Source organism: Pirellulales bacterium, from assembly GCA_019694455.1.
In the GTDB taxonomy this organism is placed as follows: Bacteria; Planctomycetota; Planctomycetia; order Pirellulales; family JAEUIK01; genus JAIBBY01.
Genome location: JAIBBY010000002.1, coordinates 160,437 through 180,673 on the forward strand (window position 1 = coordinate 160,437; position 20,237 = coordinate 180,673).

Sequence of the window (20,237 nt, forward strand, 5' to 3'; positions counted from 1 at the left end):
CGTTTTACTATGCGGCGGCGGTCAGTTCGGCCAGATGCTGGCGCAGAAAATCGGCCAGGTCGCCACGCGCCAGATCGTCGAGCGTGCGAAATTCGAGCTTGAACTGGTCGCGGGCCCGGTCGCTCGTCAGTTGGCGATCGTGCCCTAACTCGGCGACGCGCCCCAAGGCAAAGCGCCCCTTGGGGCCGCTGAGCACCAGTTCGACGCCGGTGCGGCGCTTGGTGAAGACGCTGGCCCAAGGCTCCGACTGGCCCGGCGCCACCAGATGCACCACCTGCTGGTTGTTCCACAAAAACTGCCCGTCGGGCGCGACCTCGGAGAGCAGCTCAAACAGTTCTTCGAGCAGCTCGGTTTCCCAGTCGATCTTCTTTCCCGGCGGAAACCCGCGGCGTGAGAAGTGCCATTTTTTGCCGAGCACTTTCCACGGCATGATGTTGTCGGGGTCTTCCTGGGCGCGCTTGGCGAACTTTTGAAAACCAGCGACGGCGCCCTCTAGAAACTGCCAGAAGGCGGGGGTGTCGATCTCGTCTAAAGAGTGCACCACAAGCTGCACTTCTTGCCACGGCCCGCGAAGCTGCTTGCACTTCACGCGCGACTCGTTGCCGTAGACCGGCAGGTGATGCAGTTCGTTGAGCGGTTTGAGGTTCAACTCTTGAATCAGGCGCTCGCGCGAGAAGGTCTTTTTGGCCATGCGAAACTTGAGGGTCAACAGCCACTCGCTGCCAGTGACGGCGTGGAAAAACCAGCCCTCGGATTTCTTCTCGCCGCAGATCTCGACCACCGTGCGGGCGTTCCAGTTGGTGGCGCCGAACTCGCCCAGGTCGTGGATGCGATCGATCACTTGGGCCAGGATGCGCCCATCCCAGCGGCATGGCTCGCCGTTGCGGCCCACACGATCGTGCGTGTGCCAGCGGCGGCCGTCGACCTCCCACGGCATCTTGGTGTCGCGCCCCACGTCGGCGATATCGAGATCGGTCTTGCGCTCGGCCTCGGCGGCGGCAAAGTCGTAGAGCTTGCGCGGGCGATGCGGTCCGGCCGCGAGCACCGGCGCGAGCATGTCGCCGGTGTAGCTGTACAGCGCTGGCGCCGCGCTCGCTTTGGCGCCGCGAGCCGGCTTCTTGCGCGCCGCCTGCGCCTGCGAGACGACATCCTCGGGCGTGCCTTCGGCCACGATATGTCCGCCGGCCGTGCCTGCCTCGGGACCGAGGTCGATGATCCAATCGGCGGTCTTGATGACGTCGAGATTGTGTTCGATGACGACGACCGTGTTGCCCAGGTCGACTAGCCGGTTGAGCACGTCGAGCAGTTTGGCGAGATCGTCGAAGTGCAGTCCCGTGGTCGGCTCGTCCAACAGATACAGCGTGCGGCCCGTATCGGGTCGGGCAAGCTCGGCCGCCAGCTTGACGCGCTGCGCCTCGCCGCCAGAAAGCGTCGGCGCCGATTGGCCCAGCTTGACGTAATCCAGCCCCACATCGCACAGCGTTTGCAGGACGCGGCGGATCTTGGGGATGTTCTCGAACAACTCGGCGGCGCGGCCGCAGGGTAGCTCCAGCACGTCGGCGATGCTGTGCCCCTTGTAGCACACGGCCAGCGTCTCGGGGTTGTAGCGCTTGCCGCGGCAAGTGTCGCACTCGACCCACACATCGGGCAGAAAGTGCATCTCGACGCGGATCTGGCCATTCCCTTCGCAGGCCTCGCAGCGCCCGCCGGCGACATTGAAGCTGAAGCGCCGCGCCGTGTAACCGCGCAGCTTGGCCTCGGGCAGTTGCGAAAAGAGTTGGCGGATCAATTCAAAGACGCCAGTGTAGGTGGCCGGGTTCGATGTTGGCGTGTTGCCCAGCGGTTGCTGGTCGACGCGGATGACCTTATTGATCAGGTGCAGGCCCTGCACCGATTCGTGCGGCGCGGGCGCGGTGCTGGCGCGATGCAGCACCTTGGCAAGCGCGTTGTAGAGGACATCTTCGACCAGCGAGCTTTTGCCGCTGCCGCTGACGCCGGTGATGGCGGTGAAGGCGCCCAATGGGATCCGCGCGCTTATGTTTTTCAGGTTGTTGTGCCGCGCGCCGATGACTTCGATCCAGCCGCCGCCGGGGGGCGCGGCCTCGTTCGATTCGGCCTGCCGCGCTCGCGCGCCGCGCTTGGGTTTGACCGGCGCGGCAATCGACGACATCCGCCGATTGGTGGGTACGGCAATCGCCTTGCCGCCCGAGAGATAGGGGCCGGTGACCGATCCCTTCTGCCGCGCGACCGCGGCGGGCGTGCCGCGGGCGACGATCTGCCCGCCATGTTCGCCAGCGCCGGGGCCAAAATCGAGCAGTTGATCGGCCTGTTCGACCACTTCGCGATCGTGCTCGACCACGAGCAAGGTGTTGCCGAGGTCGCGGAGCTTAAGCAGCGCCTCGATCAGCCGACGGTTGTCGCGCGGGTGCAGGCCAATTGTCGGCTCGTCGAGCACGTACAGCACGCCGGTCAGTCCGCTACCGACCTGGCTGGCGAGTCGAATGCGCTGTGCTTCGCCGCCCGAGAGGGTGGGCGCGGCGCGTCCGAGCGTGAGGTAGTCGAGGCCAACATCGACGAGAAACTGCAGGCGGTGACGAATCTCGCGGATGATCTCGCCGGCGATCTTTTTTTCCGAACCAGCGGGCTTCCAGGCCATGAACCAAGCGACCAGTTCGCCCAGCGGCAGGCGGGTGATCTCGCCAATAGTGAGGCCGCGAAAGCGCACCGCCGACGCGTCGTCGCGGAGACGACTGCCGCCACAGGTCGAACATTCCACTTCGCCGGTGAGCGATTCCAGCCGACCGCGATACGCCTGCGAGAGACGCGACACTTCGTCAAGCGCCGGATAGAGCCCCTTGAATTGAAAGCGGAACAGCGTACCGGCGGGGCGTCCCTTGGCGTCGGCGGCCGGCACATCGATCCAATCCTCGCCAGTGCCGTAGAGCAATGCGCGGCGCTGTCGCATGCTGAGCCGCTCGAAGGGGACATCGAGCGGCACGTTGGCGTGCGCGCCCAGCGCCGCGAGCATCGCCCGCGACAAGGGTTGATTGAGATTGGGCCACAGATCGATGGCGCCAGCTTCGAGCGTGAGCCGCGGATCGTGAATCAACGTCGCCTGGTTGGCGCCTTGTTCAACGCCGAGACCCTCGCAGGCCGGACACCAGCCGAGCCAGGTGTTGAACGAAAAGCTGTGCGGCGTGAGCGGCTCGAAGCTGCGCCCGCAGCGATCGCAGGCAAAGTGCTGGCTGTGAATCTCCGTCTCCCAGCGCGACTCGGGTTGATCGTCGTCGACCAGCGCCAGGCCAATCACCCCTTTGCCGAGCGCCAGCGCGCTTTCCACGCTGTCGGCGATGCGCGAGCGGCTTTCGGGCTTGATCGACAGGCGGTCGACCACCACTTCGATGCGATGCTTGCGGCGGCGGTCGATCGTCGGCAGCGCGTCGAGGCTGTGCGTCTCGCCGTCGATGCGCACGCGCTGATAACCGGCGGCGCGTAGCTCGTCCCACAGCGCGTCGTGCTTCTCGCCGACCGCCACCTCTTGCGGCGCCAGCAGATAACATTTGGCGCCGGCCGGCCGCGCCATGATTTTGTCGATGATCTGGTCGGCCGTTTGCGTGCCGATCGGAACATCGCAATCGGGGCAGTGCGATTGTCCCAGTCGCGCGAACAAGATGCGCAGGTAGTCGTATACCTCGGTGACGGTGCCGACTGTCGAGCGCGGCGTGTGCCCCATGTTCTTTTGTTCGATCGCGATGGCGGGGGACAGTCCGCTGATGTGATCGAGCGCCGGCTTTTGCATTTGATCGACAAATTGCCGCGCGTAGGAACTGAGGCTCTCCACGTAACGGCGCTGCCCTTCGGCGTAGATCGTGTCCATGGCCAGCGAGCTTTTGCCCGAGCCCGACAGGCCGCAGCAAACGGTCATTTGATCGCGCGGAATCTCGACGTCGATGCCCTTGAGGTTGTGCTGGCGGGCGCCTTGCACCTTGATGGAGCGGGCCAGCCGCGCCTCGTCCGGTCGACGACGGGCGGCCAGCGGTTGATGCGCGCGGCCATTGCGCTGGGCGCTGGTTTTGACCTCGAGATGCGGCGCCAGCGACTTGCCAGTATGCGACTGGGCGCACGCCGCCAACGACTCTGGCGTGCCAACGGCGACGAGTTGCCCCCCCGCCTCGCCCCCTTCGGGGCCCAGATCGATTAGCCAGTCGGCGGTTTTGATGACGTCTAGGTTGTGCTCCACCACGAGCACGGTGTTGCCCGCCTCGACAAAGTCTTGCAGCACCTTGAGCAACAGTTGAATGTCGGCGAAGTGCAAGCCCGTGGTCGGCTCGTCGAGCAGATAGAGCGTGCGGCCGGTGCTCTTTTTAACCAACTCGCGGGCGAGTTTGATGCGCTGCGCCTCCCCGCCCGAAAGCGTGGGCGAGGGCTGCCCGAGCTTGAGGTAATCGAGCCCCACGTCGTGCAGGGTTTGCAGCTTGTGGCGCACGTGCGGCACGTTTTCGAAGTGGTCGAGCGCCTGCTGCACGTCCATCTCGAGCACGTCGGCGATCGACTTGCCTTTGAACTGCACCTGCAATGTTTCGCGATTGAAGCGCTTTCCCTCGCACACCGGGCAGGTCACCCAGATATCGGCGAGAAAGTCCATTTCCAGACGATTCGAGCCGTTGCCTTCGCAGGCTTCGCAGCGCCCTCCCTTGACGTTGAAGCTGAACCGTCCCGGCTTGTAGCCGCGCTTCTTGGCCTCCGGCAGTTGCATGTAGAGCGCGCGAATATCGTCGAACAATTTGATGTAAGTGGCGGGATTGGAGCGCGGCGTGCGGCCGATGGGGGACTGATCGATGTCGATCAACTTGTCGAGATGCTCGAGCCCTTCGATCGCGTCGTGCGCGCCAGGCTCGCCATTGCCCGCGTTCAGGTCGCGGTGCAGCGCCTCGACCAGAATATCGTTGACCAGCGAGCTTTTGCCCGAGCCAGAGACGCCTGTGACGCAAACGAACTTGGCGAGCGGAATCTCGACATCGACCCCTTTGAGGTTGTTGTGCCTGGCGCCGCGAACGGTGAGCGCATGGCCGTTGCCGGCGCGGCGCGAGGCCGGCACGGCGATGGTCAATTCGCCCGAAAGGTACTTGCCGGTGACGCTGCGCTTGGCCTGCACGACCTCATCGAGCGAGCCGAGGGCGACCAGTTCGCCGCCGCGCACGCCGGGACCGGGGCCGAAGTCGATGATCGTATCGGCAGCGCGCATGGTGTCTTCGTCGTGCTCGACCACCACCACGGTGTTGCCCATGTCGCGCAAGCGCACCAGCGTATCAAGCAGACGATCGTTGTCGCGCGGGTGCAGGCCGATGGACGGTTCGTCCAGAATGTAGAGCACACCGACCAAACCGCTGCCGATCTGGCTGGCCAGCCGGATGCGCTGCGACTCGCCGCCCGAGAGGGTGGGCGCTGAGCGGTCGAGGGCCAGATAGTCAAGTCCCACGTTCAAGAGAAAGCCCAGCCGGCCGCGAATTTCCTTGAGCGCCTCGGCGGCGATGTGCGCGCTGGTGGCGTCGAGTTCCAGTTCTTCAAAGAAGTCGATCGCCTCCGACACCGCCAGTTGGCACACGGCGGGGAGGGTGAGCGCCGCGCGAGCGGTGAATTTTGAATTGCGGGAGGTGACGCGCACCGCGCGGGCCTGTGGGTTGAGTCGCTCGCCGGCGCACGCTTCGCAGTCGATCACGCTCATGTATTTTTCGAGCGCGCGGCGCTGCATGCCGCTCTTGGAGTTGCGGTACTTCGAGAGCATGTCGGGGATGATGCCGTCGAACGTGCCGCCGTATTTGTGGCCGCTGGCGCCGTGCCGCCAGGTGAATGTGATGTGCAACTCGCCGGTGCCCCAAAGGATTTGGCGAACCAACTCGGGGTCTAGCTCGCGCCACGACGTTTCAAGAATGGAGCCGGGCTCGAGGCCATTCTCGCGTTCGAGAGTCTCGAAAACGCCGTCGTAGATATGTCGACGCCAGCGTCCCAGATCGCGCCACGGACCAATCAACTCGACGCAGCCCTGCTTGAACGACAGCTTGTGATCGGGGATCAGCAAATCAGGATCGAAGCTGTAGCGCCGGCCCAGGCCGTCGCACTCTTTGCACATGCCTTGTGGGCTGTTGAAGCTGAAAAGCTGTGGGCTGGGGGGCTCGAAACTGAGCGAGCAATGGGTGCAGGCATAATGCGCCGAAAGCTGAATGTCGCTCTTGGCGGCGCGGATGGGGCTGGAGTCTTCCTCGGTGTCGGATTCTGGGAGCGGCGCCGCCTTGCTGTTCTCATCGTCGATGGCGATCGTCAGGTTGCCATCGCCCAGCTTCAGCGCGGTCTCGACTGCTTCGGAGAGTCGCGCGCGAGTGACGCTGCCGGCGACCAGCCGATCGGTGACCACCTCGATGGTGTGCCGCATCTGCCGATTGAGCCGCAAGTCTTCCGAGAGTTGCACCACGCGGCCATCGACACGCGCCCGGGCGAAACCTTGCTTGCGCAAATCCTCGAACAGGTCGCGGTACTCTCCCTTTTGGTGTTTGATCACCGTGGCCAACACCATGAACCGCGTGGCTTTGGGCAGGCTCAAGATGCGCTCGATGATCTGCTCGCGGCTTTGCGCCGTGATCGGCCGCGCGCACTTGGGGCAGTGCCCCTGACCCACGCGGGCGTAGAGCACGCGCAGATAATCGTAAATTTCGGTGATCGTGCCGACCGTCGAACGAGGATTGTTGCCGCTCGACTTTTGCGAGATGGAGATGGTCGGGCTCAACCCCGAGATGTGATCGACCTCGGGCTTGGGCATCTGCCCGAGAAACTGACGCGCAAAGGTGGACAAACTCTCGACGTAGCGGCGTTGCCCTTCGGCGTAGAGCGTGTCGAAGGCGAGAGAGCTTTTGCCCGAGCCGGAAACGCCGGTGAGGCAAATGAGCTGGTTGCGCGGCAATACCAGGCTGACATCGCGCAGGTTATGCTCGCGAGCGCCTTTGATAACGATATCGGAAGCGGCCATCCGGGGCGCCGTCGGGGGAGAGTGGAGAGTCCAGGTTCCGCTGGAGATAGACCCGAATTGTAGGAAACTGGAATACGACGGGACAGGGCGCGGAAGTTAGAGAATCGCCCTGCGCCATGTTCGCTGGTCGCAGGTGGCCAAGTATTCTCACGTCAATTTGGCGAGTTGCCGCATGGTGGTCGCTTCACCACGGGGAGGACCCCGATCCTCCTTGCAATTGCTGATAGCTGTTGAAGGCCATCATGCCAAAGAGGATCGTCATGTAGATTTGGCCGCTGATCAGTCCGAAGACGGCCAACAATCCACCGGCGAGCACACTCAGCCAGAGCGATTGTCGCAAGCCGCGCCAAGAATCGAGTGAGATGAAGATGTGCCGAGCGATCTGGCCGCCGTCGAGCGGATAGACCGGAAACAGATTGATGACGCCCCAGCCAATGTTGACAAACAGCAGAAACGACACCAGTTCCCACAGTCGCTCGTTGTCGATCGACGGTCCGCTGCCGATCTGGTAGCCAAAGAGACCAATCGAGTGCTGCGTGGCCGCGACGATGGCGATCACAATTCCGGCGAGCAAAAAGCCCGCGCCGGGACCGGCCAATAAGACCGCGATCTCTTGCCGTGCGGAGAGTCCGCCGGCGCGATACGACGCCAATCCTCCCAAGCTATAAAGGGTGATCCAGGGCTGACGTCGGTAATAACGCGCCACTAGCGCATGCCCTAACTCGTGCGCTAGCACAGAGACGAACACCACGGCGACCCAGATCATCAAGGCGCCTGGCTCCTGCACGTTCATTCCAAACAACAACGCGACCAGCCAAAAGCTCCAGTGGACGCGCACCGGAATATCGAACAGGCGAAAGTTGAGGTCATACGGGCTGCGCGAGGGTTCAAAGAGCACGATGCGTGTCCGTCGGCGGAAGTGGGTGGCGAATTGTGCGGCGATACCGATACGGGAAGTATTCACCGTGGCGAGAGTACTGCTCGACGCGATACTCAACTTCACGTCGGCAGCGCCTGATCTGGCCGTAGCAGCGTAGCCGCGCTCATCGCCAGAGGGAAGAAAGCCGCGAGGGTTTTCTTACCGCAGGCGGGCGGTGTAACAGGCAGGTCGAGCGGTTCAAGTCGCCGCGCGGCCGGCGATTGTGGACGACTTCCGAGCCACCGTCTTGGCAGGCAGAAAATGCGGGCGCGGAATGATGCGCGGTCGGGCGTCGAGCACCGACAAGATGTAGCTGGCCGCCGTGTCCGACGCGCCGCTGTGCGCCACCTGAGCCTTGAGTTCGGCCAGCAGCGATTGCGAATGGGCGCGGGCTTCGGCGTCGGTGAGCCAGGCAATCACGTGGTTGGCCAAATCCTGCGCGCGATCTTGCCAGGTAAGGTATTCGGGGAACGGCACGCGGTCGGCGCCGGGCGCTTGGGGGTCATAGGGCGAGAGATCGTTGGGGTACAACTCGTCGGCGGCGAGCAGGTTGACCAGCGTGATGTATTTGACGCGGCGGAACTTCGACTGCACCCAATACGCCGCGCGGCTGATGTAGTAGATCACCGTGGTCGGCCTGCCGTAGTACAACAGTTCCAGCGACACCGAGCCAGAAACCGCGATGCAGCACTCGGCCAGGTGAATCAGTTCCGGCGTCTTCTTCACATAGACGTCGGCGGGCAGGCCCGACTGGGCAAGTAGCCGCTGGGCCATCTCGGCCTGCGCGGGCTTGAAGCTGGCGATGGCAAAGCGCGCTTGCGGCACGCGCGACAGCACAATCGCCGCCGCTTTGAGTTGCCAGCGCAGATTTTCTAACACTTCTTGATTGCGCGAGCCGGGCAAGATCGCCACCAACGGTCCCGGCTTGGCGCGCTGCGCCGCGACAAACTCTTGATCGAGTGGATGCTGGCGCACCTCGTCGAAAAACGGATGCCCGACGAAGTGGGCGTTGCAGCCGCGCTGGCGAAACCAGGCTTCTTCAAACGGCAGGCTACAGAGGACATGATCGACGAAGCGGCGCATCTTTTTGACGCGCCAACTGCCCCAGGCCCAAATCTGCGGCGGCGCGTAGTAAAACACCGGGATGCCGTGCGCCTTGGCGCGGCGGGCGATCCACCAGTTGAAGCCGGGATAATCAACCAGCACCACGGCGTCTGGCGGCGAGTGGCGAAAGTAGCGATCGGCGCGGCTGACGAGATTCAGAAACTTGTGAATGTTGAGCAGCACGCGCAAGAACCACATGACGGCCAGCGCGGTGAGATCGACATGTAACTGGCAGCCCGCCTCGGCCATCTTGGGGCCGCCGTAGCCCATGAACTGGCAATTAGGCTGATGGCGACGAATGGCGCGCATCAGGTTGGCGGCGTGCAGGTCTCCACTAGGCTCGCCAGCGGAGAAAAAGATGCGGACCGGCTTGAGCGAATCGACGCGCGTCTGCCGTCCGTCGCGCGATCGCATTTTGCGCGACGCATGGGGCTGGTCATGAAAGAACCGCTGCTCGGGGCGAGTCATCGCTGGATTCGCTCCGGACGCGTGGCGGTTTCTGTGCGGCCGATCGCTGCGGGACCGGCCAACGGGTGCGCTGCGTCGATCCGCACACCTTCGGGCATGGCGCCGCAAGTGTCCGCTGTCAGCGCAGCGGCGGCGCGCGGCGCCGACCACCAGGCATGCGCCACCTGCAACCAACGGGTGCGGCCGACCGGCCAGACGCCGCGCTCATCGCTGTTCCAGTCGATGGGCGATTCACCCACGCGATAACCTGCGCGGGCGATCAGCGTGGGGAGCCAGGTCAAGCGTCCGCGTTCGATCGGCATGGCGCATAGCGCCTCGCGCCGCGCGGCCCACACATGGCAACCGGTGTCGCGCGCTGGTCCGCCGCAAAGTCGCTGCGGCGCGGCCAGCAGGCGAATGAGAAACTTGCGCCACCCCGTCGCGCGGCGCACGCCGCAAACCAGGTCGTGCCGCGCCAGACGCTGCGCCATGCGCTCGACGCAGCCGGGCGAGTAACCGCAGGCGTCAAAGATCAACAGCGCGTCGTGCTGGGCAAGCTGAACGCCGGCGGCGATCGCCGACTCGACTCCTGCGCCGGACGATAGGGCGAGATAGCGCACTTTGGGAAACGACGCCAACCCAGCTTGCAAGCGTTTGCGAGCTGGCTCTGGCAGGTGATCGTCGATCACGATGATTTCGCTGGCGGCGGCCGCGCGCGCCAGCGCTTGCTCAAGCGACGCAAGCCGCGGCAGCAGCCGTTCGGGCGCGTCGTGATGCGGAATGATGACGGAGAGAGCGACCATCCTAGTCGACCAAGCGCGTCCTTACTGGAGACGAAGCGGACAGAAGTATCCCAGAAGTCGCGCCGCGCACAAAGTGCAGTTTGAGCCGCGAATCAGCGCGCATTTTGGACTACAATAGCCGGCCGCAAACGTGTTCTCCGTATGGAGTTTCGCTGTCGTGAACTTGACGCCCGTCATTTCGGTTCGCCGCGTCACCAAGCGCTATCCGGGCGTCACCGCGTTGTCGGAGGTGAGCTTCGATGTGCTGGCCGGCGAGTTGCACGCGATCGTCGGAGAAAATGGCGCCGGCAAGAGCACGCTGATGAAGATCCTGGCGGGCGTGATTCCCGACTATGAAGGGGAGTTGGTGCTGCGCGGCGCGGCGGCGCGCTTTGCCGACACCCGCGCGGCGGAAGCGGCGGGCGTGTCGATCATTCACCAGGAGCTGAATCTGGTCGAGGAACTTTCGGCCGCCGCCAATATCTTTCTCGGCCGCGAACTGCGCACCCGTTGGGGTCTGCTGGACGAAGCCGCCATGCGCCGCCAGGCCGCCGCGCTGCTCGCCGAACTGGAATGCGAGGCGCCGGTCGATTGTCCGGTGGGCCGGCTGCGCGTGGGAGATCAGCAACTGGTGGAGATCGCCAAGGCGCTATCGCTGGCGACCGACATTCTCATCATGGACGAACCGACCAGCGCGCTCACCGAGAGCGAGGTCGAGCGGCTCTATCGAGTGATCGATCGACTGCGCGCTCGTGGCGTGACGATCCTGTATATCTCGCACAAGATGACCGAAATCTTTCGACTAGCCGATCGCATTACCGTGCTCCGCGATGGCAAGCTGGTGCAAACGCTCGAGCGCTCGGCGGCCAACCCGACGATGCTCGCCCATCTGATGGTCGGCCGCGAAATCGAAACGGCCGATCTGGGACAACGCCCAGCGCCGGGCGAGGTGGTGCTGCGCGCGGTTGGATTGTCGTTGCCGTGGCCCGGACATGCCCGCGCGTGGCGCTTGCGCGATGTGAGTTTTGAGCTGCGGCGCGGAGAGATATTGGGCATCGCCGGGCTGATGGGGGCTGGCCGCACCGAACTGCTGGAGTGCTTGTTTGGCGCGGCGAGCGAGCCGCCCAGCGGCCGCATCGAACTCGAAGGACGGCCGGCGCGCTTTGCTCATCCGGCCGCGGCGCGGCGCGCCGGCGTGGCGCTGGTGACCGAAGACCGCAAGCGACTCGGCATCTTCGCGCAACTCGATGTGGGGCGCAACATCACCATGTGCACGCTCCGCGAGCTGGCCCAGGGGGGCATGGTCTCGGGCACGGCCGAACGCCGCGCAGCGCGCGAAGCGGTGGAACGACTCAGCGTGAAAACCGCGGCGCTGGAGTCGGCCATCACCAGCCTCTCCGGGGGCAATCAACAAAAAGCGATCATCGGCCGCTGGCTGTTGACGCGTCCCAAGGTGCTGTTGCTCGACGATCCCACCCGCGGCGTCGATGTGGGGGCCAAAGCCGAAATTTATCGCTTGATCGATCAGCTCTCGCGCGAGGGGTTGGCCATCATCGTCACGTCGAGCGAACTGCCGGAACTGTTGACGCTGGCCGATCGCATTCTGGTGCTGGCCGAGGGGCGAGTGACCGCGGAACTAGCCCGCGCCGAGGCGACCGAACAGCGCATCATGGAAGCGGCGACGGCGTGAAGCCGCGCGTGGATGCAACACTCAAGCATCGACAAATCAAGAGGGGCGAAGCCACGGCTACTTCGACCACGCGCGATGCTGCTTGGCGATCCAATCTTCGACCAGCACCTGCAGCGCTTCGGTCTGGCGGACGATCTCGTCGGTATCTGCTCTTGAGGCTACATTGGCCCGGTCGTAATCGATTTCGTTTCGTTTTCGGCGGCACACCTCAAAGTACTTCGCCAATGGCGCCGCCGCCGCGCCGACACAGTGAGGAAGCGCCTCGAAGGCGGTGACATGGTGGCCCCCCGAGCGCGAATCGAGACGATAACCAGCGCAGGCCAGCGCCATTTTGGCCAAGAGCAATGCGGCGCCGTACGCGGTGATGAACCGGGTATCGTCAGAAATTGAGGTTGAACCAGCGTCCGCCAGCTTAACGTCGACTCCGCCCCGTAGTTCGTCGATTTCTTGCTTGCTTGTCTTGTGGGGCTTTAGCCGGCCGTCGGCTTGCAGCTTCTTTAAGGTCATCCACGGCGCCGATCAAAAAGACCTTTGCGGGATCCGCCAACAGGGCACGCACAAAATGATTGCCTTGGCGATTCTTTTCCGCAAGTTCGTCAACAGGATAGACCGTGGGATTGACTGGTCGCCCTGTTTCCTTCTCGGCCTTGGCGAGCGCTGGCAGCAAATCCATCGTGGTCACGTCCCCCACCACCATCAGGTCGATGTCGCTGCCAGATTGTTCCTGCTGGCGTGCGACCGAACCATAGATGAAAGCGCAAGCAATTCTGTTGCGGAGCGGCTCAAGCGCCGTCGCAAGAATCACCGGAATTCCCATCGTCTTGCGAATGAGCGCGGCAAGCTCGGGCAAGAAGGGACAGGCAGGATCGGGCGCAAAATAAACTTGTCGCCCTTCGGTTCGTCGGCGCAAGATGCCCGCCTTGACCAAAAGCGCTAGTTCGCGGTGCAGGTGCGCGGGCGCGCAACCAAGTTGCCGGGCGAGTTCGCTCAAATACCACTCGCGCTTGGGATGCAGCAGAAACGTCGCCAGCACTCGCTGGCGAACGTGCGGAAAGAGCAGCGCGCCGGTCGACGAGACTTTAATCATATAGGGAAAGTATATTCCCTAAAAAGTAAACTAGCAAATCAGACCCAGGTCTTCGTACAGCGCTTCCAAAAACCGTTTGATGCGGGCTTGATGCGCCGCTTCGCCCGGCATGCCGTTGAAGGCGACCGCCACCACAAGCTGAAACTCTGGATCGGCGAAGGCGGCCGACGACTGGCTGCCGCTGTGGCCAAAGGCGCTATCCGAAGCGAGGCGGCCGTAGCCATACGGCACGTCTTCCACGCCATATTGTTTGCTGTCGCAGATGATGCCGAGCCCCCAATCGACGACGGCCCGAAACGTGAGATCGAACCTGCCTTGCCGCACTCGCGAGGTCATCAGCCTCACGGTTTGCGGCGTCAGAACGTTGTCACCGCCGGCGAGCAGCGCCTCGTAGAACCGCCCTAGCTCGCGAATGGGCCCCTGTGTGTTGCCCCCTGGCGCGCATTGCATAGCGCCCGTTTCGGTGGAAAAGAAGTGCGCGGGTCGATCCCCCTTTTCGGTGTTGAACATCGGCGCGATGCGATCGCCGTAGGCTTGATATTGCTCGCGTGGCAGGCCAACCCAGGTATCGCGCATGCCCAGCGGCAGCAGCACGGCGTCGCGCAGATGCTCTCCCGGCGGACGACCGACCACCCGCCGCACGATCTCGCCGAGGATGTGCCAACTGGTGTAGGGATGGTAGCCCGCCGTCTCGCCGATAATCCAATTTTTCTCCAACTTCATGGCGCAGATGCGCGCAATCACCACGGCCTGCGGCGTGTCGTCGTGTCCGATGGCCGCCCAGCGAAAGCCGCCGGTGTGCGTCAACAAATGCTCGATGGTGATCGGCGCCTTGCCGTTTTGGCCAAACTCGGGGATGAACGTTTCGACGCGATCGTCCAATCGCAACTGACCGCGCTCCATGAGTTGCAAAATGGCGACGGCGGTGAGCGGCTTGCCCGCCGAGAGCCACAGCAGCAGCGAGTCGCGCGTCATGGCGCTGCCGGGGCGGCTTTCTCCCAGGCCGAGATCGGCCAGCGTTTGCCCGCCGCGAGAAACATACACTTGCGCGCCAGTGTGATGCCCGGCCGCGGCCTCCGCTTGATAGACGGCCGTCGCGCGGGGAAAATCGCGAGCAAAATCTGCGATGTTGTTCATGGCGCCTCCTTGGGTCCGACGGCCAGCGGCGCGAGGAGGTTCGCGGCCAGCGCCGCTGCGGCCGTTTCGACTCGCAAGATGCGCGGCCCCAGTTCAACAGGCGTCCACCCGGCGGCCAGCGCGGCGCGGGCTTCTGCTTCGGTGAAACCCCCTTCGGGCCCGACCGCGCAGATCAACGCGCTAGTGGTCGTTGGCAAAGCGACCGGCGCGGCGCTCGCGCCCGGATGAGCGAACCAGCGTGGCGACTCGGCGTCGCTCTCCGCCAGCAGCGACTGCCAATCGCGCGGCTCGGCGATTTCCATCAGCCGGTTACGGCCACATTGTTTCGACGCTTCAATCACGCCGCGGCGCAGCCGATCGAGCGCGGCGGCGACCGGTTGGCTGACGGCGCGCGCCGTGACCAGCGGCATCAGCCGTGCGGCGCCCAGTTCGACCAGCTTTTCGACCAGCCACTTCTGACGATCTCCCTTGGGCAGGGCGACAGCTAGCGTCAGCCGCAAGGGCGACTCGCGCGAGATGTCGCGGCGGGCGAGCACGTCGAGCGTCACGCGGTCGCGCTTGACCTCTTTTACCCGCGCGGCGAACTCGGCGCCGCCGCCGTCGAACAGGGTGACTTCTAGCCCGGGCTTGGCGCGCAACACATGCGCCAAGTGATGCGCCTCATTATCTGCTAGCACCACTTCGCTGGCAGTGATCGGCAACTGGCTGAAATAGCGGTCGGCCATGCTGGGCAAAGTGAAGTCGCTGTAGCGGGTGTTCCGATGAAACCGAAGTAGCACAGTCTAGCTCCGGCGGCCCGCCTGCGCGCGAGGTTCACAAAATGTATCAAGCCCATTGGGGACTTCGCGACGACCCATTTCGCAATCGTCTCGATACGCGGCGGTTTCAGCGCAGCGCGGTTTACGACGAGGCGCTGGCCCGGCTGCACTTCTTGATCGAAGGAAACTGGCGATTCGGCTTGATCCTGGGGCCGGCGGGGGTCGGCAAGTCGCTGCTGGCCGCGGTGTTTTGCGATGAACTGCGGCGACAGGTGGCGCAGGTCGGTCGACTGAACCTGCGCGGCGTCGACGCGACGGAGACGCCTTGGCGGTTGGCGGTGGCGCTGGGGCTGTCGCCCGCGGCCAGCGAACTGCCCGCGACGATCTGGCGCCGGATCAGCGACCGACTGGTGGAGCACCGCTATCAGCGGATGCCGACGGTGCTGGTGATCGACGACTTGGATCGCGCCAGTGCAAGCGTGCATGAGCAGGTGGCGCGGCTGCTGGCGAGCGACTCGGCGCCCGACGCGCGGTTGACGCTGATCGGCACGGGGGACGCGAGCAACTTGCCACGGCTGGGGCGACTTTTGCAGCAGGTCGATCTGCGCATCGACCTGGCGCCCTGGACGCTTGAAGAAACCGAAGCCTATCTGACGGCGGCGCTGGAGCGCAGCGGTTGCCGGCGGCCCGTCTTCACGCGCGAGGCGATCGAAAAGGTTTTTGAGTTGGCGCAAGGCAATCCGCGGCGCACCAATCAGTTGGCGGAGATGTCGATCCTGGCCGGCGCGGCCGCCGAACTGACGCAGATCGGCGCCGACACGATCGAAGGGGTCGAATACGAGCTAGGCATCCCGACCTCGATTTAGCGGGGGCTACGGACATCACGCCACTCGGCTCCTCGGCAAAGCAGCCGAAGTTCCGGGCATGCCCCTTACCGGTTCGCCGCATCCCATGAAATCCCAAACCGAATATCTCACTTTTCATTTGCCCGAGCGGATGGGGTTTGTGAACATCACGCCCGAGGTCGAGCGGGTGGTGCGCGCCAGCCAAGTGCGAGAGGGGCTGGCGCTGGTGAACGCGATGCACATCACCGCTAGCGTGTTCATCAACGACGACGAACCCGGCCTGCATGCCGACTACCAGAAGTGGCTCGAACAACTGGCGCCGTTCGACGCCTCCCCCACGCGCTACCAGCACAATCGCACTGGCGAGGACAACGCCGACGCCCACCTGAAGCGGCAGGTGATGGGGCGCGAGGTGGTGGTGGCCATCACCGCCGGTCGGCTCGACCTGGGACCGTGGGAGCAAATTTTTTACGGCGAGTTCGATGGCCGCCGCGCGAAGCGGGTGCTGGTCAAAGTGCTGGGCGAATAGGCCCCAAGTTGTCGAAATCGCAAGGCCGGCGTCGCCAGTCAGTCAGCGGCAACTGCAATGGCCGCAATCGTTTAGGCGGCTGGGATGCGGCAACGATTCGTATTGTGCGGTCGGCGCATGGCTACTAGAATCCGCCGCCGTTCTGCAAGTGGTCAAGGAAGGCCGCACGCAGACGCATCCCGCAACTGGCTGACCCACACCTCGCAAGAGCGCGGAACGGATGTCGCAATCCGAGGACTCTTATCTCTCGCGCCCCTTTGCGCTGATCACACGGATCGTCATCCAATACCCGGTGACGACGACGGCGCTGGCCATTTTGCTGGCCATTGGCGCGCTGGCGTACACGGCCGAGGCGCTGAGCTACAAGACCAGCCGGCTCGATCTGCTCAATCCCAACAGCGACTACAATCGGCTGTGGATTGAGTACATCCAGGAGTTTGGCGAAGACGACGACGCCGTGGTGGTGGTCGAAGGGGGCAGCCGCGACGATGTGATCCCAGTGCTGGAAGAGGTGTCGCAGGCGCTGGCGCGCGAAGATCAACTGTTCAACGCGGTGCTGCACGAGGTCAATCTGTCGTCGATCCGCTCCAAAGGTTTGCACTATCTCTCGGCGGAAGAACTGCAAGGCGTCAAAGGCTTTCTCACAGGGCTCGGACCGATTGTCGAAGGGGGGCACGACGCCAACTGGTCGCCCCTGAATCTCGGCTTTATGACGCGCGGGCTGGCGGCGCAATTGCAGGCCGAGCCACGCGCCAGCGCCGATCGGCCCACCCAAAGCGAAGTGCAGCTCGAACGGCTCTCGACCAGTCTGTTGGGGGTCTTGAGTCAACGCTCGCGCTATCAATCGCCGTGGCCGCAGATGCCAGCGTCGTTCGCCACGCTGAGCGAGCTGAACACTGAGTATCTGTTGACCAACGAAGGTCGGCTGGGCTTTGTGTTGTTGCGGATGGCGCGCAATCAAGACAGCTTCACGGGCGCGAGCGAGGCCACTGACACGCTGCGCCAGTTAATCGCCCGCAGTCAGGCGCGGCATCCGGAGGTGAAGATCGGCCTGACCGGCTTGCCGATCATGGAAGACGACGAGATGCGCTCCAGCCAAAGCTCAATGTTTTGGGCCAGCGTGCTGTCGTTCATCGGCGTGGGTTTGTTGTTCATCGCCGGCTTTGGCGGACTGCGGCACGCGCTGCTTGCCAATCTGGTGCTGTTGATCGGCATGGCCTGGTCGTTTGGCTATGTGACTCTGGTCGTCGGCCATTTGAACATCTTGAGCGTTTCGTTCACGGTGACGCTGATCGGCATCGGCATCGACTATGGCATTCACTACATCGCGCGCTATATGCAGCTACGCGAGCACATGCGCAACGCGGGCGACGCGCTGGTGGCGACCAGCCGCACCATCAGCCCGGCGATTCTCACCGGCGCGGTGGCCACGGCCATTTCGTTCTTTGCGGCGGGCAGCACCAGCTTCACCGGAGTCGCCGAGTTAGGCATCATCGCCGGCGGCGGCATCTTGCTGTGCGCGGTGGCCCAGTTGGTCGTTTTGCCCGCCACCGTGCAACTGATCGATCGCACGTCGTGGGGCCGGTCGATGCCGCAGCCGCTGCCGGTGCATAGTTGGATCGAACCTTTAATGCGCGCGCCGCGGGCCTTGTGCCTGGTGACGAGCCTGGCCACGGTCTTCGTCAGCGCGGGCATGACACGGCTATGGTACGACAGCAACCTGCTCAACATGCAGCCCGAGGGGCTGGAAAGCGTGGAGCTGGAGCGCAAGCTGCTGGCCGAGACGAATCAAAGCGTGTGGTACGCGTTGTCGATGGCCGACAGCCGCGAAGAGCTGCTGGCGCGCAAGGCGCAGTTTTTGAAGATGCCATCGGTGGAGCGCACAGAAGAGATCGTGTCGATGTTGCCGGCCGATCACGCGGAAAAGAAACCCATCATCGCCGAAATCGGCGAGAAGCTGAGCAACCTGCCGGAGCGGCCGCCCGTCATCATGGTCGATCGGCCCGATGAGTTGGGGCGGATCTTTGGCGGCATTCAAGATCAACTGGTCCGCGCGGGCCGCAGCGCCGTCACCGCGCGCAACATCGAGCAGATACGCGACATTCTGCGCCGCATGCCGGTGGCCGATTGCTACCGCGCGGTGTACCAATTTCAGCAGCACATGGCGGGCGATCTGCTGACCCGCCTGTACGCCTTGCGCTCAATGGCCAACCCCGAGCCGCCAAAGCTCGACGACCTGCCGCCGAGCTTGGTGCATCGCTTTGTTGGGCAACATGGCCGCTACCTGCTCAAGATCTATGGCCGCGGCAATATCTGGGACATGGAAGCCCTCGGCCGTTTTGTACACGACGTGCGCAAGGTGGATCCGCGCGTGACGGGCAATCCGCTGCAAGCGTACGAGGCTTCGCTCGAAATGAAGCAGAGCTACCAGATGGCCGCGCTGTACGCTGGCGTGATTATTGTGACGCTGCTGGCGTTCGACTTCCGCAGTCTCAAATACGCCTGTCTGGCGGCGACGCCGCTCTTGGTGGGGCTATTCCAGATGTTCGGTCTGTTGGGCTGGCTCGATATTCCGCTGAATCCCGCCAATCTGATCGCGCTGCCGCTGATTCTTGGCATTGGCGTCGACTACGGCGTGCATATCGTGCATGACTACCGCGAACAGCGCGGGCCCTATCGCATGAGTCCCTCGACCGCCGTGGCGGTGCTCGTCGATTCGCTCACCACCATCGTTGGTTATGGCGCGTTAATGATCGCCAGCCACAAGGGCTTGCAGAGCCTGGGGCGGGTGCTGTCGATCGGCGTCACTTGTTGCTTGTTCACGTCGATCATCATGTTGCCGGCGCTACTGCGCTGGATGACGCGGCATCGCAGCGAAGTGGACGACGACGCCGAATTGAACGACGCCGATCGGCACTTGCTCAGGCCGTATCGCCGCGTCGATGGCGCTCACCCGCCCGGTTATCAGCCCCATACGCCGGTGCGGACACCGCAACCGCTGCCAGAGGTTCGCGTCGCTTAAGCCTGCATTGGCTCGCAAAGAATCACACCGCGCATCACACCAGGTCGCGCAGGCTGGCGATGCCCAACGGTTCGCGGCTGGCCAACGGCTCGCCATACTCCTTGCCGATCGACCAGCCCCAAAACGCGGCCTGATCGCGCAGCCGCTCGATGAAGTTGGGACGCGCGTCCTCGCGCCCCGCGATGAACTGGCTGTGATAGCACTCGATCGCCGCCCGCTTCTTTTCCCAGTGACGGCTGATGTCGATCACGATCGCCGGCTCGGGCACGATGCGCAGATGCACGCAATAGTAATAGATGATGCGCTCGGGATGATGTGGCTCGCCGGGCAGATCGCTCTTGCTGAGCTTGGCCCAGAAACGGGCCGCCTCGATCAGCGTGGTGGCGGCGACATGATCGGGATGGGCGTCGACCCAGTACGGCGCCAGCAGCCAGCGCGGCCGCGTGCGGCGAATGACGCCCGCCAGCTTGCGGCGCGATTCGAGATCGGCCTCAAGGCTGCGGTTGGCCAGGTCCAGATTCTCGCGCCAGTCGAGGCCCAGGATCTTGGTGGCCGCCGCCGTTTCGCGAGCGCGGGTTTCCAGCGAGCCGTGGGGGGTGGGCTCGCCACTGGTCAGGTCGAGCACGCCCACGCGCAAGCCGTCTTGCTTGAGTTGCAAAATGGTCCCGGCGGCCCCGAGTTCGGCGTCGTCGGGGTGGGGGGCAATCACCAGCACGTCGAGCATGCGGTTTCCTTGGTCGGTCAGAGGTTGGTTGCTAGCTGCCAAAGGCGGCTTGTCATGCTCCCGCTAGCGTCACCGTTGCGCCCAATCTGACCGCTGCCGCGGGAAAGATCAATTGATATGGACCGCGCAGGCGCCATTTGGGACCATTTGGCGCTCAACCTCGCGGGGCGGC

At 63.9% G+C, this 20,237-nt stretch carries 13 protein-coding genes; 4 read left to right on the plus strand and 9 right to left on the minus strand.

Annotated elements, in window-relative coordinates:
- Positions 1 to 7: 7 nt before the first annotated feature.
- The 4 genes from uvrA to K1X71_01985 all read right to left on the minus strand — a co-directional run bounded on the left by uvrA (position 8) and on the right by K1X71_01985 (position 10,294).
- Positions 8 to 7,021, minus strand: coding sequence for an excinuclease ABC subunit UvrA (gene uvrA, locus K1X71_01970; GenBank protein MBX7071889.1), 7,014 nt, complete (start codon positions 7,019 to 7,021; stop codon positions 8 to 10).
- A 184-nt stretch (positions 7,022 to 7,205) separates the two neighbouring features.
- Positions 7,206 to 7,985 carry a site-2 protease family protein gene (locus K1X71_01975; GenBank protein MBX7071890.1) on the minus strand — a complete coding sequence of 260 codons (780 nt, stop codon included), beginning with the start codon at positions 7,983 to 7,985 and terminating at the stop codon, positions 7,206 to 7,208.
- Between the two features lie 153 nt (positions 7,986 to 8,138).
- Positions 8,139 to 9,512 (minus strand): lipid-A-disaccharide synthase, encoded by a 1,374-nt coding sequence (gene lpxB / locus K1X71_01980; protein MBX7071891.1) that lies wholly within the window; start codon positions 9,510 to 9,512, stop codon positions 8,139 to 8,141.
- Positions 9,509 to 10,294 (minus strand): glycosyltransferase, encoded by a 786-nt coding sequence (locus K1X71_01985; GenBank protein ID MBX7071892.1) that lies wholly within the window; start codon positions 10,292 to 10,294, stop codon positions 9,509 to 9,511. Before K1X71_01985 ends, lpxB begins: the two co-directional genes overlap by 4 nt.
- 130 nt (positions 10,295 to 10,424) lie before the next feature.
- Between K1X71_01985 and K1X71_01990 the strand changes: the two genes are divergently transcribed.
- Positions 10,425 to 11,963, plus strand: a complete 1,539-nt coding sequence (locus K1X71_01990; protein MBX7071893.1) for a sugar ABC transporter ATP-binding protein — start codon at positions 10,425 to 10,427, stop codon at positions 11,961 to 11,963.
- A gap of 57 nt (positions 11,964 to 12,020) precedes the next feature.
- Here the strand turns inward: K1X71_01990 and K1X71_01995 are convergent, their stop codons facing one another.
- The 4 genes from K1X71_01995 to K1X71_02010 are packed head-to-tail and all read right to left on the minus strand — an operon-like array spanning position 12,021 to position 14,966.
- Positions 12,021 to 12,470, minus strand: a complete 450-nt coding sequence (locus K1X71_01995; GenBank protein ID MBX7071894.1) for a hypothetical protein — start codon at positions 12,468 to 12,470, stop codon at positions 12,021 to 12,023.
- Positions 12,376 to 13,050 carry a helix-turn-helix domain-containing protein gene (locus K1X71_02000; GenBank protein ID MBX7071895.1) on the minus strand — a complete coding sequence of 225 codons (675 nt, stop codon included), beginning with the start codon at positions 13,048 to 13,050 and terminating at the stop codon, positions 12,376 to 12,378. Before K1X71_02000 ends, K1X71_01995 begins: the two co-directional genes overlap by 95 nt.
- 30 nt (positions 13,051 to 13,080) lie before the next feature.
- Entirely contained in the window at positions 13,081 to 14,187 is a 1,107-nt protein-coding gene (locus K1X71_02005) for a beta-lactamase family protein (GenBank protein MBX7071896.1), read from the minus strand.
- Entirely contained in the window at positions 14,184 to 14,966 is a 783-nt protein-coding gene (locus K1X71_02010; GenBank protein MBX7071897.1) for a 16S rRNA (uracil(1498)-N(3))-methyltransferase, read from the minus strand. Before K1X71_02010 ends, K1X71_02005 begins: the two co-directional genes overlap by 4 nt.
- A 41-nt stretch (positions 14,967 to 15,007) precedes the next feature.
- On the opposite strand from K1X71_02010, the gene K1X71_02015 reads away from it, so the two are divergent.
- The 3 genes from K1X71_02015 (at position 15,008) to K1X71_02025 (ending at position 19,341) form a co-directional block, all read left to right on the plus strand.
- Positions 15,008 to 15,811: an AAA family ATPase gene (locus K1X71_02015; protein MBX7071898.1), complete on the plus strand. Its 804-nt coding sequence runs from the start codon at positions 15,008 to 15,010 to the stop codon at positions 15,809 to 15,811.
- Positions 15,812 to 15,896: 85 nt separating this feature from the next.
- A complete protein-coding gene (locus tag K1X71_02020; protein MBX7071899.1) occupies positions 15,897 to 16,319 on the plus strand; it encodes a secondary thiamine-phosphate synthase enzyme YjbQ in 423 nt (140 codons plus the stop codon).
- A 220-nt stretch (positions 16,320 to 16,539) separates the two neighbouring features.
- Complete coding sequence (locus K1X71_02025) at positions 16,540 to 19,341, plus strand: MMPL family transporter (GenBank protein ID MBX7071900.1); 2,802 nt, start codon at positions 16,540 to 16,542, stop codon at positions 19,339 to 19,341.
- A gap of 34 nt (positions 19,342 to 19,375) precedes the next feature.
- On the opposite strand, the gene bshB1 is transcribed toward K1X71_02025, so the two are convergent.
- Positions 19,376 to 20,065: a bacillithiol biosynthesis deacetylase BshB1 gene (bshB1, locus tag K1X71_02030; protein MBX7071901.1), complete on the minus strand. Its 690-nt coding sequence runs from the start codon at positions 20,063 to 20,065 to the stop codon at positions 19,376 to 19,378.
- Between the last annotated feature and the right edge of the window lie 172 nt (positions 20,066 to 20,237).